This is a genomic window from Kitasatospora sp. NPDC023120 (assembly GCF_055560835.1).
The window spans coordinates 311,801-326,949 of record NZ_JBVHHY010000006.1 but is presented as its reverse complement, the minus strand read 5'-3'; the positions used below and the strand labels follow the sequence as shown (position 1 = coordinate 326,949).

11 protein-coding genes and 1 tRNA gene are annotated in these 15,149 nt (G+C 73.5%); 6 read left to right on the top strand and 6 right to left on the bottom strand.

Features of this window, described 5'->3' with window-relative positions; all coding sequences use genetic code 11:
- Nucleotides 1-9: 9 nt before the first annotated feature.
- From ACZ3TI_RS11940 to ACZ3TI_RS11930, 3 genes are all read right to left on the bottom strand, one after another.
- Entirely contained in the window at nucleotides 10-1,314 is a 1,305-nt protein-coding gene (locus tag ACZ3TI_RS11940) for an HTTM domain-containing protein (RefSeq protein WP_465726013.1), read from the bottom strand.
- Nucleotides 1,311-1,973: a DUF5819 family protein gene (locus tag ACZ3TI_RS11935; RefSeq protein ID WP_465726011.1), complete on the bottom strand. Its 663-nt coding sequence runs from the start codon at nucleotides 1,971-1,973 to the stop codon at nucleotides 1,311-1,313. The genes ACZ3TI_RS11940 and ACZ3TI_RS11935 overlap by 4 nt, the downstream gene beginning before the upstream one ends.
- An 88-nt stretch (nucleotides 1,974-2,061) precedes the next feature.
- Nucleotides 2,062-3,312: a rhodanese-like domain-containing protein gene (locus ACZ3TI_RS11930; protein ID WP_465726009.1), complete on the bottom strand. Its 1,251-nt coding sequence runs from the start codon at nucleotides 3,310-3,312 to the stop codon at nucleotides 2,062-2,064.
- 278 nt (nucleotides 3,313-3,590) lie between these two features.
- Here ACZ3TI_RS11930 and ACZ3TI_RS11925 point away from each other — a divergent pair, with 278 nt between their 5' ends.
- Nucleotides 3,591-6,362 carry an ATP-binding SpoIIE family protein phosphatase gene (locus ACZ3TI_RS11925; protein WP_465726005.1) on the top strand — a complete coding sequence of 924 codons (2,772 nt, stop codon included), beginning with the start codon at nucleotides 3,591-3,593 and terminating at the stop codon, nucleotides 6,360-6,362.
- 70 nt (nucleotides 6,363-6,432) lie between these two features.
- Here ACZ3TI_RS11925 and ACZ3TI_RS11920 read toward each other — a convergent pair whose 3' ends face one another.
- Nucleotides 6,433-7,128 (bottom strand): hypothetical protein, encoded by a 696-nt coding sequence (locus ACZ3TI_RS11920; RefSeq protein ID WP_465726003.1) that lies wholly within the window; start codon nucleotides 7,126-7,128, stop codon nucleotides 6,433-6,435.
- A gap of 273 nt (nucleotides 7,129-7,401) precedes the next feature.
- Nucleotides 7,402-9,234: a phosphatidylglycerol lysyltransferase domain-containing protein gene (locus ACZ3TI_RS11915; protein WP_465726001.1), complete on the bottom strand. Its 1,833-nt coding sequence runs from the start codon at nucleotides 9,232-9,234 to the stop codon at nucleotides 7,402-7,404.
- Nucleotides 9,235-9,576: 342 nt separating this feature from the next.
- Here ACZ3TI_RS11915 and ACZ3TI_RS11910 point away from each other — a divergent pair, with 342 nt between their 5' ends.
- On the top strand, nucleotides 9,577-10,227 hold the full coding sequence (locus tag ACZ3TI_RS11910) for a response regulator transcription factor (RefSeq protein ID WP_360258875.1): 651 nt from the start codon (nucleotides 9,577-9,579) through the stop codon (nucleotides 10,225-10,227).
- Nucleotides 10,224-11,372, top strand: coding sequence for a sensor histidine kinase (locus ACZ3TI_RS11905; protein ID WP_465725999.1), 1,149 nt, complete (start codon nucleotides 10,224-10,226; stop codon nucleotides 11,370-11,372). The genes ACZ3TI_RS11910 and ACZ3TI_RS11905 overlap by 4 nt, the downstream gene beginning before the upstream one ends.
- Before the next feature lie 90 nt (nucleotides 11,373-11,462).
- Here the strand turns inward: ACZ3TI_RS11905 and ACZ3TI_RS11900 are convergent.
- Nucleotides 11,463-11,546, bottom strand: a tRNA-Leu gene (locus ACZ3TI_RS11900).
- Nucleotides 11,547-11,964: 418 nt separating this feature from the next.
- Here ACZ3TI_RS11900 and ACZ3TI_RS11895 point away from each other — a divergent pair.
- The 3 genes from ACZ3TI_RS11895 to ACZ3TI_RS11885 are packed head-to-tail and all read left to right on the top strand — an operon-like array spanning nucleotide 11,965 to nucleotide 15,141.
- Complete coding sequence (locus tag ACZ3TI_RS11895; RefSeq protein ID WP_465725997.1) at nucleotides 11,965-12,843, top strand: FhaA domain-containing protein; 879 nt, start codon at nucleotides 11,965-11,967, stop codon at nucleotides 12,841-12,843.
- A 46-nt stretch (nucleotides 12,844-12,889) separates the two neighbouring features.
- Nucleotides 12,890-13,426 carry an FHA domain-containing protein FhaB/FipA gene (locus ACZ3TI_RS11890; protein ID WP_465725995.1) on the top strand — a complete coding sequence of 179 codons (537 nt, stop codon included), beginning with the start codon at nucleotides 12,890-12,892 and terminating at the stop codon, nucleotides 13,424-13,426.
- A gap of 53 nt (nucleotides 13,427-13,479) precedes the next feature.
- On the top strand, nucleotides 13,480-15,141 hold the full coding sequence (locus ACZ3TI_RS11885; protein ID WP_465725993.1) for a PP2C family protein-serine/threonine phosphatase: 1,662 nt from the start codon (nucleotides 13,480-13,482) through the stop codon (nucleotides 15,139-15,141).
- Nucleotides 15,142-15,149: the final 8 nt, after the last annotated feature.

The window sequence follows — 15,149 nt, the reverse complement described above, 5'->3', positions numbered from 1 at the left end:
AGCGACATCCTAGGGCGCGGCTTCCCGTCGGATCCGGCCGGTACGGATCCGGCTCGCCCGCGCCGCGAGCCACAGCAGCGCGCCGGTCGGCAGGAACACCGCGTCCGCCGCGATCATCGCGAGCGAGAACACCGGCAGCCCGAGCACCACCGCGATCCCGAGGTGCTCCAGCATCATGACGGCCAGCAGCACGTTCTTGACCCGCCGGTTGAGCAGCGTGAACGGGAAGGCCACCTGCAGGATCACGGTGCCGTAGGAGACCAGGAAGACCGGCAGCAGCGCCGAGCCGACCAGCGCGGACAGCCCGGGCCAGGGGGCGAAGTAGTCCAGGTGCAGCGGGTAGTACAGCGCGGTGCCGTCCTGCCAGCGCGAGCCCTGCACCTTGTACCAGCCGGCCGTGGCGTAGATCAGCACCACCTCGGCGGCGATCACCAGCATCGCGCAGTTGTGCACCATGTTCGCGAGCGCGTCGAGCACCGCCCGCGGTTCGCCGTCCGGCCGCAGCCGCCCGAGCACCCACCAGAGCCCGGCCACCGCCCAGAGCCCCCAGAACAGCGGGGACCAGCCGAGGTACGGGAAGGTCCGGCTGCTCCAGGTCAGGCTGTCGCCGGAGAAGCCGCCGAACTGACCGGCCGCCAGGAGGGCGCCGAGCACGGCCCAGAGCACCACCCCGGTCCGTCCGCCCCGCCCGGTCCGCACCCGGTGGGCGTCCAGCGACCAGACCTCGGCGCAGCGGGTGAAGACCAGGTACACCGCCATCAGGTGGATGACGTTGTCACCGCCGTCGCCGAGGAAGACGTCGCGGTTCTGCAGCGACAGCACGGTGACCAGGAACAGCACCGTGCTCGCCCTGGTCCGCCAGCCCAGCAGCACCGCGAGGGCCGCCAGCACCGCCAGGTGGTAGACCAGCTCGAACCAGAGCCGCCCGCCGAACCAGGGCAGCACGGTGAACGCCCCGTCGTCGCCCAGCAGCCGCTCGGCGAGCTCCATCGACCAGGGGGAGCGGTCGCCGTACAGCACCCGCCGGTTGGGCCACTCGCGCAGCAGGTGGGCGAGCCAGACCAGCCCGAAGCCGATCCGCACCACCGCGGCCTGGTGCCGTCCGAGCACCCGCCCGGTGAAGGCCTCGACGGCCCGCCCGACCAGCTCGACCGCCCCCGGCCCGCGCCGCTCCGCAGCGTCCGGCCCGGCACCGGCCTGCCGCGGGATGCCACCCGACGGCACCACCGCGTCCGGCAGCTCCACCGCGTCCGACCGCACGGAACGGTCCGGCAGCTCCACCTCGTCCAGCCGGGGATCCGACACCTCGCTCATCCGAGCAGCCCCCGGTAGTCCTCGTCCGCCACCGGCCACCACGGCAGCTCCCGCACCTTGGGCGCCGGCGGGGCGGCCTCGCCGCTCCAGGTCGGCGGCGGGACGGTGGCCGTGGTCACCCGGAACCGGATCTCCAGGATCCGCTCGCCGTCCGCCCCACGCCCGATCCGCTGCAGCGCGATCCGCTTCAGGTACTGCTCGGCGAGCTTGCCGCGCTGGTTGGTCGGCGTCTCGTCCTGCGGGTTGTGCGAGCCGTCGTAGAAGTCCCAGGCCCGGCGCAGCAGGTTCTGGTCGACGTGGCTGGGCGCCGGGTTGCCCCGTATCGCGGCGATGTCCCGCGCGGTCAGCCCGGTCCACTCCCGGGTGGTGGTCGCCCCGCCCGGGGCGACGGTCCGCACCTGGGCGTCCACGCTGACGTTCTGCTGCAGCGGGTTGGGCGCGAAGAGCTTCCAGTTCTGCTCGAACTCCGGGTACACCACGCCGTCGATCTCGTCCCGGTACTGCCGGGACAGCGAGTTGGCGGGCGCGACGTGCAGGAACACCGCGGCGAGGAACAGCCCGGTGCCGCCGATCAGGACCGCCCCGGCGAGGCCGAGGACGAGCTGCGCGGGCTTCGACCAGACCCTCCCGAGGGCCGGCCGGTCCGTCGTCTCCGTCATGGCCTCCCCAGCCCGGTCGGCGGGCAGCGCCCGGCCCGGGTACCGGCGCGCACGCGCGCGCCCATCCTGCCCTACCGGGCGGAAGAGACTAGAGGACGAAGGCCTCCTGGCCGGTGCTGCTCACCATCGGACGGCCGGCGTCCTGCCAGGCGTACATGCCGCCGTCCACGTTCACCGCGTCCCGGCCCTGCTGCACCAGGTACTGGACGACCTGCGCGGAGCGGCCGCCGACCCGGCAGAGCACGTACAGCTTCTCGTCGGGCAGCTCGCCGAGCCGGGCGATGACCTGGCCCAGCGGGATGTGCAGCGCACCGTCCACGTGGCCCGCGTCCCACTCGTCCTGCTCGCGCACGTCCAGCAGGACGGCGTCGGCGGGGACGGCGGCGGCGTCGGCGGTGGGGATCTGCGCGAACATCGTTTGGCTCTCCTGGGCGTGGTGGGGGTGGATCGGGTCCGTGCCATTGTCGCCCACCGGCACCGAACCGTCGCCGGCCGCCGGGCTGCCGCCGGCCACCGGACCGTGGGCGCCGAGCAGCCGTTCCAGCTCGGCCTGCCGGTCGGCGGCCTTGGCCAGCAGCTCCTCGGCGAGCTGCTCCAGCAGCCGGTCCGGGTCCTGCGGGGCGAGGGCGAGCAGCTGGCCCATCGGGGTCTGCTCCAGCCGGACCTGCTCGGTGGCGGTCTCGGCGATCTTGGCGGTCAGCCAGTCCAGCCGGCGCCGCAGCCAGTCCGACCGGTCGGGGGAGTCGACGGCGGGCGCGGCCTCCGGCGCGGTGGACCACTCGGCGGCCAGGCCCTCCAGGGCACCGGCGTCCCCGAAGGCGTAGGCCTCGTTGACCCGGACCAGGAAGGCGGCCCGGCGCTGCTGCTCGGCCGGGTCGGTGGTGAGGTCGGGGTGGGCGCGGCGGACCAGCTCGCGGTAGATCCGCTGGGCCTCCTTGCCGGGCCGCACCCGGGCCGGAGCGGCGGGCGGCGGCGGGGCCGCCTCCTCCCCCCGGCCGGAGCGCTCCCGCTGCTCCCGCTGCTCCTGCACCGAGTCGAAGAGCGCGTCCAGGTCCGGCAGCTCCTCGACCTGCTGCCGTGCCTCGGCGGCCCTGCGCAGGTCCTCGGGCAGACCGGTGCGGGCCGCGACCGCCTCGGCGACCAGCGCGTCCAGCTCGTCGAGCCGGGCGTAGAGCGGGCCGAGCAGCTGATGGTGGATCAGGGCGAAGTTGTCGATCTCGACGCGCAGCGTCTGCACGTCCACGTCCATGCTGAGCCAGGCGAGCTCGGCGGCGGCGACCCGTTCCTCCAGCCCTTGCTGCTCCGGGTCCGTCCAGCGGGCGGGGCTCTGCGCGCTCACTTCTCGCCTCTGTCTCGTCCGGCCGGATGCGTCCTGCGGGTCCGCCGCGCGGGCGGTCCGGCCTGCCACCCTACCGTCGCGGGCGAAAGCCCCGTCCGGGTGAACCGGAGGTACGGACCGGCGCGCGCCGCGCGACACGCAACCGATACTGAGGAATCTCCCCGTTTCGGTATCAAGCCCGGCCCGGTCCGTGCTTCGCTGGTATCCGCACAGCGCGCCTTCCTCCGGATAGACGGCCACCTCCAGGCGTGGCGGCCAGGCGGGAGCAGACCGAATCCATGGTGGCCGAGTCCAACTCCACACCGCGTCCGGCGGCCCACGGGTCCGCGCCGGGCGACCACCCGACGGGCGTGGCCGCCCTGGTCCGGCTCGCCCTCGTCCTGGTGGACCGGTCCGGCCGGATCGCACAGTGGGGCCGGGCCGCCGAGGAGCTGTTCGGACACCGCGCCGAGGTCACCCACGACCGTCCCGCCTCCGGCCTGCTGCCCGCCGTGGAGTCACGGGTGCTCGGCCGCTGCTCCGTCCGCCGCACCTGCGACGCGTTCGACACCCTCGCCGAGCTGACCGCCGCTGGCCGTCCCTGGGCCGGGCGGCTGACCGTCACCGACCGCGAGGAGCACCAGCGCGACGTGCTCTGGTGGGCCTACCCGCTGCCCGGCCCGTCCGCCGGGCTGCTCGCCCTGGCCGCCGACGCCCGCCCGCTGCGCACCACCGGTCCCCGGCTCGCGCTCGGCGAGCGGCTGCTGCCGTTCGCCGCCGCCCCTGCCGCCCGGGGCGGCTTCCACGGGCTGACCGCCACGCTCACCCCGCCCGCCGACCGGGTGCCCGAGCCACTGGCCCGGCTGCTGCCCGCCGCGCACCGCGCACCGGTGCTGGCCGCGATCGGCCCCGGCGGACTGCCCGCCCTGCGCGTGGACGCGGTCACCGTGCTCCCGGTGCTGCCCGCGGACGCCCAGACCGGGACGGCGCACGCGGCGGCGGGCCTCGGCCGCCGTTACCCGACGCCGCAGCAGCGCGCCGCCCGGCTCGGCCCGCCGCCGCAGCCCGAACAGACCGCACCCGGCCGCCGCCCCGCCGTCCCCCTGCCGACCCAGCGCGAAGCCGCCCAACGCGAAGCCGCCGAGCTCGAGGCCGCCGAGCTCGTCCACCCCGTCGCCCAGCCCGTCGCCGCCGTGAGCGGCCCCGCGGCGGGCGGCGGCCCATCCGTCCCTTCCCCCACCGGAGGAGGAGCCGCCATCGACCGCGCCGCCGTCGAGTCGTCCGCCAACGGCCACCCGCCGCTGCGCGCCGATCAGGCCCCGCCCGTCACCGCGCCCGTCCCGGTCCCCGCCCCCGCGCGCCCCGAGGTCCCGCCGGGCGGACGACTCGGCCCGTTCCTCACCAACGGGCAGGCCGGCGAGCAGCTGGCCCTGCTGAACGAGGTCGGCGGCAAGGTCGGCACCACCCTGGACCTCGGCTTCACCGCCCACGAGCTGTGCCAGGTGCTGGTCCCGCGGGTCGCCGACTTCGCCTGCGTGGACCTGGTGGACGGGCTGATCTCGGACTCCGAGCTGCCGGCCGGCCGGCCGGACGACGACACCATGCTGCGCCGGGTCGCCCTGGTCTACAACGAGACCGGCGGCGCCTGGGACCACGTGCTCGCCGAGGGCTCGCTGGTCAGCATGCCCCGCCGCACCCCGCCCGGGATGGCCCTGCAGCTGAACCAGCCGGTGCTGGTCCCGGTGATCAGCGCGGACGTCGCGGTGGACTACGCGATCGCCCTCGGCGGCGCCCGGCTGGCCCCGGTGGTCTCCGGCCGCTCGATGCTGGTCGTCCCGCTCTCCGCCCGCGGCACCGTCCTGGGCATCCTCAAGCTGCTCCGATTGCCCGACCGCGACCCCTTCGACGAGAGCGACGCCGCGACCCTCAAGGAGCTGGCCGTCCGCGCCGCGCTGTCGCTGGACAACGCCCGGCTGCACCGCGCCGAGGCGAGGGTCGCCACCACCCTGCAGCGCTCGATGATCCCGACCCGCCCACCGCAGATCCCCGGCGTGCAGATCGCCCACCGCTACCTGCCCGGCGACCCCAAGGCCGAGGTCGGCGGCGACTGGTTCGACGCGATCCAGCTGCCCGGCAGCCGGGTCGCCCTGGTGGTCGGCGACGTGATGGGCCACGGCCTGCACTCGGCGGCCGCGATGGGCCGCTTCCGCACCGCCATGCAGACCCTCGCCGCCCTCGACCTGCCGCCCGGACAGCTGCTGCGTCACCTGGACAACCTGGCCCACAAGCTCGGCGACGACCACCTCGCGACCTGCCTGTACGCGGTCTACGACCCGATCAACCGGACCTGCGAGCTGGCCAGCGCCGGCCACGTCCCGCCCGTCCTGGTGCACCCGGACGGCACCGGCGAACTGCTGGAGATCCCGGCCGGCGCCCCGATCGGCGTCGGTGGCGTCCCGTTCGTCGCCAAGACCATCGACGTCTTGGACGGCTCGATGCTGGTGCTGTGCACCGACGGCCTGGTCGAGGTCCGGGGCGGGGACATAGGAGCGGGCCTGGCCGCGCTCTGCGGCAACCTGATCGACCCGCAGCAGAGCCCCGAGCAGGCCTGCGACGAGGTGCTGCGGCGGCTGCACACGGACGACCGCAAGGACGACGTCGCCCTGCTGGTGGCCCGCTTCGACGGGGTCGCCCCGTCCGAGGTGGCCACCTGGGACCTCACCGTGGACCACCGCGAGGTCCGGCGGGCCCGCTCGCTGGTCCGCGAGCAGCTGGCCGGCTGGCACCTGGAGGCGCTCAGCGACACCACCGAGCTGCTGGTCAGCGAGCTGGTGACGAACGCCGTCCGGGTCGCCCGGGACCGCGTCCAGCTCCAGCTGATCCGGGTGGACAAACTGCTGGTCGAGGTCAGCGACGACAACCACAACCTGCCCTCGCTGGAGCCCGCCGAGCAGCTCGGCGAGACCGGCCGCGGCCTCACCCTGGTCACCAAGCTCGCCGAACGCTGGGGCACCGCCCGCAAGGCGGTGGGGAAGGTCGTCTGGTTCGAGCTCCCCCTGCCACCCGTGTGACGGCTGCGTACGGGCAACGCCCCGTACGCAGCCGGCCGAGCGCGGGCCGACAGGGTGTGGACAGCGTCCCTCAGGGGATGACGGCCCCGGCCGACCGGCGCCGCCGGGCCTCCACCGCGACCTCCCGCGACGCGGCCGCGGCCACCGAGGCGGCGGCGCCGACCCCGGCCAGCACCCGCGGCCAGAAGTCACCGAAGACCTCGACCGAGACGGCGATCAGCAGCGCGGTGATCACCGCGACCACGTGCTCCAGGCCCGCCAGGTTCGGCAGCACGACGGCCTCGCCGACCATCAGGGCGACCACCAGGCCGGCCGTGAACCAGGCCCGGCAGCGGAAGGCGATGCAGATCGCCAGCGCGACCACCGCGGCCGACGGCCCGGTGTCCCGCACGTAGGCGACCCACTTCGGGAAGCCGAACAGGTGGCCGGGCCCGATCGCCACGCCGACCCGGGCGAACAGCGTGCCCGCCAGGGTGCAGGTGTAGGCGACCACCAGGGTCAGCCGACGGCCGAGCACGATCTCGGCGATCGCGAAGACCACGAAGACCTGGGCCAGCGCCCCCCAGACCGGCAGGTCCAGCGCCGGGACGTACAGCGACAGCGGGGTCCGCAGCAGCGAGACCTCCAGCGGCAGCGCCGCCCGCACCACCCCGATGTGGTTGACGAAACGCTCACCGCCCGGCAGGTGCTGGACGATGCTGAACAGCAGGATCAGAAACGTCGCGATCGTCGCCATCGGAACAGCGGCGAACTTCTTTCGCACCACCGTGTTCCGAACCGTAGCGAACAACGTTCCCCACTCGGCGACAGCGGCCGCTCTGGCTACTGCCAGCGGCCCCTTTCGCGCGCCCCCCGCGCGGGTCCTGTGAATCACAACCGTTTCTCCGAATCCCCGAACTCTCGTCTACTCCAACATTAGAAGCCTCTTAACAAAGGCACATCGGCATGGATGTGGATATGGGTCATCCTCTGGGGGGAGGGGAAACCCCCATCTGACCCCCATCCGGCCGAGGGCCCCCCTCCGCCCCCCGGCGGAGGACTACCCCTTCCCGTCCCGGGCCGCCACCGGCACCCGGGGGGCCGCCGCCACGGCGGCCCGGGCGTGCCGGCGCCGGAACAGGGCGGGCAGGCTCGGCGCGACGATGAAACCCTCGGCGCGCGCGCTCGCGATACCGATCCGCGGAATCTCGCTGCTCTTCTCGAACAGCAGGTAGCGCGGCTCCCAGATCGGCCGGTACTTGGCATTCGCGCGGTACAGCGACTCGATCTGCCACCAGCGCGAGAAGAATCCCAGGATGGAACGCCACAGCCGCAGCACCGGGCCCGCACCCAGGCGCGATCCGCGCTCGAAAACGGAGCGGAACATCGCGAAGTTCAACGAAACCCGCTTCAGTCCGACCTCGTCGGCGCGCTGCAGCAGCTCGATCACCATGAACTCCATCAGGCCGTTCTCGGTGTCCCGGGCCCGGCGCATCAGGTCCAGCGAGAGCCCGTCCGGGCCCCACGGGACGAAGCTCAGCAGCGCCTTGAGCTCGCCCTCGCCGTCGCTGCACTCCAGCATCACGCAGCGCCCGTCGCCCGGGTCGCCGAGCCGGCCGAGCGCCATCGAGAAGCCGCGCTCGGTCGCCCCGTCGCGCCACTCGTCGGCCTTGGCCACCAGCTCGGCCATCTCCTCGTCGGAAATGGACTCGTGGCGGCGGATCCGCACCGTGTACCCGGCCCGCTTGACCCGGTTGTACGCCTGCCGGACCACCCGCATCGCGCGGCCGTCCAGCGAGAACTCGTCCAGCTCGACGATCGCCTCGTCGCCCAGCTCCAGCGCGTCCAGCCCGTGCCGGGCGTAGATCACCCCGGCCTCCTCGGAGGCACCCATCACGGCCGGCGCCCAGGCGTGCTCGCGGGCCTCGGACAGCCAGGCGTCGATCGCGCCCGGCCAGGCCTCCGGGTCCCCGATCGGGTCGCCCGAGGCGAGCGAGACGCCGCCGATCACCCGGTAGGTGACCGCCGCCTTGCCGCTGGGGGAGAAGATCACCGCCTTGTCCCGGCGCAGCGCGAAGTAGCCGAGCGAGTCCCGCTCGCCCTGCCTCTCCAGCAGGCCGCGCAGCTTGGCCTCGTCCTCCGGGTTCAGCAGCTCGGTGCCCCGCGGGCTGCGGAAGGCCACGTACAGCACCAGCAGGAAGAGCAGCCCGCCCATCGCGTTGATCGCGGCGTTCACCCAGGTCGGCGCGGCGATCACCGAGCGCAGGTGCTCGGAGGGGGTGATGGTGATCATCCGGCCGACCGAGTACCGGAAGAGGTCCCAGAAGCCCGCGCCGGACAGCTCGTTGGTCGCCCAGACCAGCAGCCCGCCGGCCAGCCCGCCGAACACCAGCCCGCCGAAGAAGGTCGCCACCGCGGTCTTCGGGTTGGAGCGGTCCCCCTTGGACGTGAACTCCTTGCGCCCGACCAGCAGCGCCACCACGAACAGGCAGGTCAGCACGGTGGAGAAGTAGTTGAACGGGTGCATGTGGAACCGCTCGTCCGGCAGCGCCATGGCCGTCAGGTACAGCAGCGCGAACAGGCCGCCGAGCGCCGCGTTGAAGATCCACGCGGCCCGCTTGCGCCGCCGCATCGCGATGGCGAGGAAGACCGACAGCACCGCGCTGGCCAGGCCCGAGGTCATCAGGTACGGGGTGAAGTACTCGCCCTCGTTGTGCTCGCTGACCTGGTCACGGAAGGGCACCAGCAGTACAGTCGCCACATTCAGCAACGCGATCAGGCGCAGGTACCAGACGGAGACCACGGCGGCCCTCGGGCGCCAGCGGTCGAGCACGCCGACGGGCCGGGGCCCGGAGGACGTGGCGGACGGCTCCGACTTCACAGTGGACGACACAGCTCAATTCCAAACGATCAGATGGTGGGGCGCATCCGCGTACGGCCCGGCGCCGGGCGCCCGCACGGGCCCGACGGACTGACCGCCGACTCCCGCCCGGCCCTCCGCCCGGGTGGGACGAGCAGGCCGGAAAGGGTCAGCCAACTCAATGGTTCCGCACCGAGCCTGAGAATTGCGTGAACCGGGTAGCGGATTCCCACCCCCGCCGAACGGCGGGGGTCGGCACCCCCGGGTGTTCGGCGGCCCGCCCCGGCTACCCCTACCCTCGGAAACGACCCACGCGGACCGCCCCCATCCGGCCGCCCGAACCGAGGAGGCACCATCACCACCACCCGCGTGCTGATCGTCGACGACGAGATCCTGGTCCGCTCCGGCCTCGGCCTGATCGTCGGGTCCGCCCCCGACCTCGAGGTGGTCGGCGACTGCTCCGGCGGGCAGGCCGAGGAGCACGTCCAGCGCCTGCGTCCGCACGTGGTGCTGCTCGACATCCGGATGCCCGACCTCGACGGCATCTCGGTGCTGCGCCGGCTGCGCGCCCTGCCCGACCCGCCCGCCGTGGCGATGCTCACCACCTTCGACACCGACGAGTACATCGGCACCGCGCTGCGGGCCGGCGCGTCCGGCTTCCTGCTCAAGGACACCGCCCCCGAGCAGCTGGTGCACGCCGTCCGGGTGCTCGCGGCCGGCGGCAACATCCTCTCCCCGACCGTCACCCGCACCGTGATCGGCGGCTACGTGGACGGCGGCGGCCCGGACGCCGAGGCCACCGCGCTGGCCCGTACCCTCACCGGCCGCGAGCTCGACGTGCTCGCGCTGCTCGGCGAGGGCCTGTCCAACGCCGAGATCGCCGACCGCCTCTTCCTCGGCACCGGCACCGTCAAGGACCACATCAGCGCGATCCTCGGCAAGCTCGGCGCCGCCAACCGGGTGCAGGCCGCCGTCGTCGCCCACCGGGCCGGCCTCGTCCGGCCCAAACCCGGCGACGGGGCATGACGGCCGCCGACCAACTGCCGTCCCGACGGCTGCCGGCCTGGTGCACCGCCACCTGGTTGATGCTGCTGCTGCCCGTCCTGTTCTCCCTGCTGGACGCGGCCCTGGTGGCCAGGGACGCCAGCGGGTGGCAGCTGGCCCTGTCCACGCTGGCCGCCCTCGCCCTGTTCTGGCGCCGCCGCTTCCCGGTCACGGTGCTGCTGCTCACCATGCCCGGCAGCTGGGTGGAGGAGATCTGGCTGGCTCCGATCGCCGCCGTCTACACGGTGGCCGCCGAACGCCCCCGGCCCCGGGTCCTGATCCCCTGCGGTGTCCTCTTCGCCCTGGTCGAGTTCTTCCACTGGCCGCTGCCCGACAACCTGATCGACCTGAGCCGGGCCACCGCCCTGGACGCCATCCAGGCCGTGATGCTGGCCGCCGGCCCGGCCGCCACCGGCCTGCTCGCCCGCACCCGCCGGGAGCTGGCCGCCCGCCTGGACGAGCTCACCCGGGGCCAGGAGCGGGAGAGCCGGCTGCTGGCCGAGCGGGTGCTGATCAGCGAGCGCGGACGCCTGGCCCGGGAGATGCACGACGTGGTCTCGCACCAGGTCAGCCTGATCAGCATCCAGGCCGGCGCGCTCCAGGTCAGCACCGCCGACCCGGCCGCCGTGACCACCGCCCGCACCATCCGCGAACTGTCCGTCCGGACCCTCGACGAGCTGCGCCAGATGGTCGGAGTGCTGCGCGGCACCGGCGGCGGACTGCCGGACGCCCCGCTCGCCCCGCAGCCCCGGCTGGCCGATCTGCCCCGGCTGATCGAGGAGAGCGGCCTGGCCGCCGACGCCGAGCTGAACCCCGGCGACCGCCCCTGGCCGGAGGCGGTGGAGCGGGCCGCCTACCGAACGGTGCAGGAGGCGCTCACCAACATCACCAAGTACGCCCCGGAGGCGGCGGTACACGTGAGGGTCCGGGCGAAGGGCCGCAGGCTGCGGGTCGAGGTGCGCAACGAGGCCCCGCCGGTCCACCCGGCCGAGACCCTCCCGGGCGGCGGCCACGGCCTGATCGGCCTGCGTGAGCGGGCCCAGATGCTGGGCGGCACCCTCACCGCCGGCCCCACCCAGGACGGCGGCTTCGAGGTCCGCGCCGAGCTGCCCGCCACCCGCTCCTGACCCACCGGCACCGGTCGGGGGCAACGCCCACGACAACGACCGGAGCAACAAAAAAGCCCCGCAGATCTTTCGATCTGCGGGGCTTCGCTGTGCGCGAGGGGGGAGTTGAACCCCCACGCCCTTGCGGGCACTGGAACCTGAATCCAGCGCGTCTGCCTATTCCGCCACCCGCGCATGGGTGTTGTCTTCTTTGCCGACCGATCTTCCGAACCGCTCGGTACCATGAGTACTTCGCGTTTCCTTGGACCGGCCTCCCTTCCGGGCGGCCCTTCCGACGTGGAAAACATTAGCACGACCCGGGGGGCAGCTCCGAATCGCTCGTCGGCGAGACGGACCGCATCCGAACGGATGCCCGACGAACGCGTGCACGAGGGACGGGCGGCCGCTCCGACCGGCACACCTGGCGTGCCGTACCCGACATGCGTCACCCTGTGTGTCCGAGCCCACCCCCGGGCACCACACGGTCCGGGAACCGTACGGAAGGGCCCGGCGTGGATACGATCAGTACGGAAGTACCGCAAGTAAGCGCGACCGGTTCCCGGGCGGGATCCGGCCGGCACGCAGGCGACCGAACCCTGGAAGGGGGTGCCCCATGGGAGTGCTGAAGAAGTTCGAGCAGCGACTTGAGGGTCTCGTCAACGGCACCTTCGCCAAGGTGTTCAAGTCCGAGGTCCAGCCCGTGGAGATCGCCGGAGCGCTGCAGCGCGAGTGCGACAACAACGCGAGCATCTGGAACCGCGACCGCACCGTCGTGCCGAACGACTTCATCGTCGAGCTGAGCCCGCACGACTACGAGCGCCTCAGCCCCTACTCCGGGCAGCTCGGCACCGAGCTGGCCGGCATGGTCCGCGAGTACGCGGAGGCCCAGCGGTACACCTTCATGGGCCCGCTCCAGGTGAACCTGGAGAAGGCCGACGACCTCGACACCGGCCTGTACCGGGTGCGCAGCCGCACCCTCGCCGCCGAGGAGCCCCAGCAGTACGCCCCGCCGCCGCAGCCGCAGCCCGGCTACGACCGCCCGCCGGCCGCCCCGGCCCCCGGTGCACCGTGGCAGCAGCCCGGCGCCGGCCAGTACGGCGCGCCGCCCCCGCCGCCGGCCGTGCCCCCCGCGATGCCCTCGGGCCCGCCCGCGACGGCGACCGCCGCCGGCAACGTCCGCAACCTCCCCGGCGCCGGCCACGGCGGTACCTCGGTCCGCCGCTGGGTCGAGGTGAACGGCGCCCGCCACCAGATCTCCGGTTCGGCCTGCGTGCTCGGCCGCTCCACCGAGGCGGACGTGCGGATCGACGACCCCGGGGTCTCCCGCAAGCACGCCGAGATCCGGCCCGGCAGCCCTTCGATGGTGCTCGACCTGGGGTCCACCAACGGCATCGTGGTGGACGGACAGCACACCCAGCGCGCTACGCTCCGCGACGGCTCCCGAATCGTCGTGGGCTCCACCACCATCGTCTACCGGCAGGTCGAAGGGTAGTGTCCGAATTGTTCGCTCGCCTCGCTCACCGACTGGCGGGACGGTCATGTCAGAACTGACCCTCACGGTCATGCGGCTGGGCTTCCTGGCCGTTCTGTGGCTGTTCGTCATCGTCGCGATCCAGGTGATCCGCAGCGACCTCTTCGGCACCAAGGTGAACCCGCGCCCGTCCCGCCGAGGCGCGTCCGCCACGGCGGGCGCCGGTGCGCCCACCCAGGCCGCGAGTCGCCCCGCACCCGCCCCGGCGGCAGCGGCCCAGACCCAGCCCGGCACCGGGCGCCGCCGAGGCGCCCCGACCCAGCTCGTCGTGGTGCAGGGCTCGCTGGCCGGCACCACGGTGGCGCTGCAGGGCCAGACGATCACGCTCGGCCGGGCGCACGACTCCACCATCGTCCTGGACGACGACTACGCGTCCTCCCGGCATGCCAGGATCTATCCGGATCAGACTGGGCAGTGGACGGTCGAGGATCTAGGCTCCACAAACGGCACCTATCTGGACCGGCAGCGCCTGACCGCGCCGACCCCGCTCCAGCCGGGCATGCCGATCCGTATCGGCAGGACCGTCATCGAACTGCGGAAGTAGTAGCGCATGAGGGACAGCATCCCGTCCATGACCCAGAGGGGGGCACAGGTCGCATGACCCTGGTGCTGCGCTTCGCCGCCGGCTCCCACAAGGGACTGATCCGGGAGGGGAACGAGGACTCCGGCTACGCCGGGCCGCGGCTGCTGGCCGTGGCCGACGGCATGGGCGGCGCCGCGGCCGGCGAGGTCGCTTCCTCCGAGGTGCTCGGCTCGATCGTCCGGCTGGACGAGGACGTGCCGGGCGCCGACCTGCTGACCCTGCTGGGCGACGCCGTCCAGGGCGCCAACGACCGGCTCCGGCAGATGGTCGAGGAGGACCCGCAGCTGGAGGGCATGGGCTGCACCCTGACCGCCATGCTCTGGACCGGCCAGCGGATGGGCCTGGTACACGTCGGCGACTCCCGCGCCTACCTGCTGCGCGACGGTTCGCTGGTGCAGATCACCCAGGACCACACCTGGGTGCAGCGCCTGGTCGACGAGGGCCGGATCACGCCGGAGGAGGCCGAGACCCACCCGCAGCGCTCGCTGCTGATGCGGGCGCTGGACGGCCGCGGCCAGGTCGAGCCCGACCTGTCGATCCGCGAGGTCCGGGCCGGCGACCGCTACCTGATCTGCTCCGACGGCCTCTCCGGCCCGGTCAGCCACCAGACCCTCCAGGACACCCTCGGCAGCTACTACTCGCCCGAGCAGACCGTGCAGGAGCTGATCCAGCTCGCGCTGCGCGGCGGCGGTCCGGACAACATCACCTGCATCGTGGCGGACGTCATCGACGTCGGCGCCACGGACACCATGAGCGGCCAGTTCAACGACGTCCCGGTGGTCGTCGGCGCGGTCGCCGAAGCCCCGCCGTCCTCGGCGGCCGCCGACCGCTCGATCGCGGACACCCCGGCCGGTCGCGCGGCGGGCCTCGGCCGCGGTCCGCAGGGCGCCTTCGGCCCGGCCGAGGGCTACGAGGGCGAGTACGGCGGCGAGCCGGGCGGCTTCGGTCCCGCCGAGGGCTACGAGGGTGGCGGGTACGGCTACGGCTCCGCCGAGCCCTCGGTCTACGGGACCGAGGACTTCGAGGAGGAGCCGCCCCGCAAGCGCAAGCGCAAGGGCCTGACCGTCTCGGTGGCCGTCCTGGTCGCCCTCGGCTTGCTCGGCGGCGGCGCCTTCTTCGGCTACCAGTGGACCCAGGACCAGTACTACATCGGCGAGGACGGCGACCACGTCGCGGTCTACCAGGGCATCAACCAGAACCTGGCCGGCCTGAGCCTGTCCTCGGTGCACGACTCGTACAGCAAGATCCAGCTGAAGTGGCTGCCCGAGGACCAGCAGGCCCACGTGAAGAAGACCATCTCGGTCGGCAGCATGAAGGACGCCCAGACGACCGTCAACGAGCTCGACGGCTGGGTCCAGCTCTGCCAGAAGGCCGCCTCCGTGAAGGCGGCGGCCCCGGCGCAGGCCACCCAGGCGACCCAGGCCGTCCACGCCGCGTTCCTGGCCACCGGTCCCACCCCGAGCGAGAAGAACCACGCTCCGGCCGCGGCGGCGCCGAGCACCGCGCCCTCGGCCACGGCGACCCCGACCGCCCCGGGCACGACTGCCCCCGGCACGACCGCCCCGAGCGCACCCGCCCAGACGCCGAACGCCACTCCTCCGGCGGCCGGCACGCAGGGCGGCGACCAGTTGACCGACGACGAACTCAACCGGGCCAACGCCTGCCCGAAGCAGTGACGTCCGTG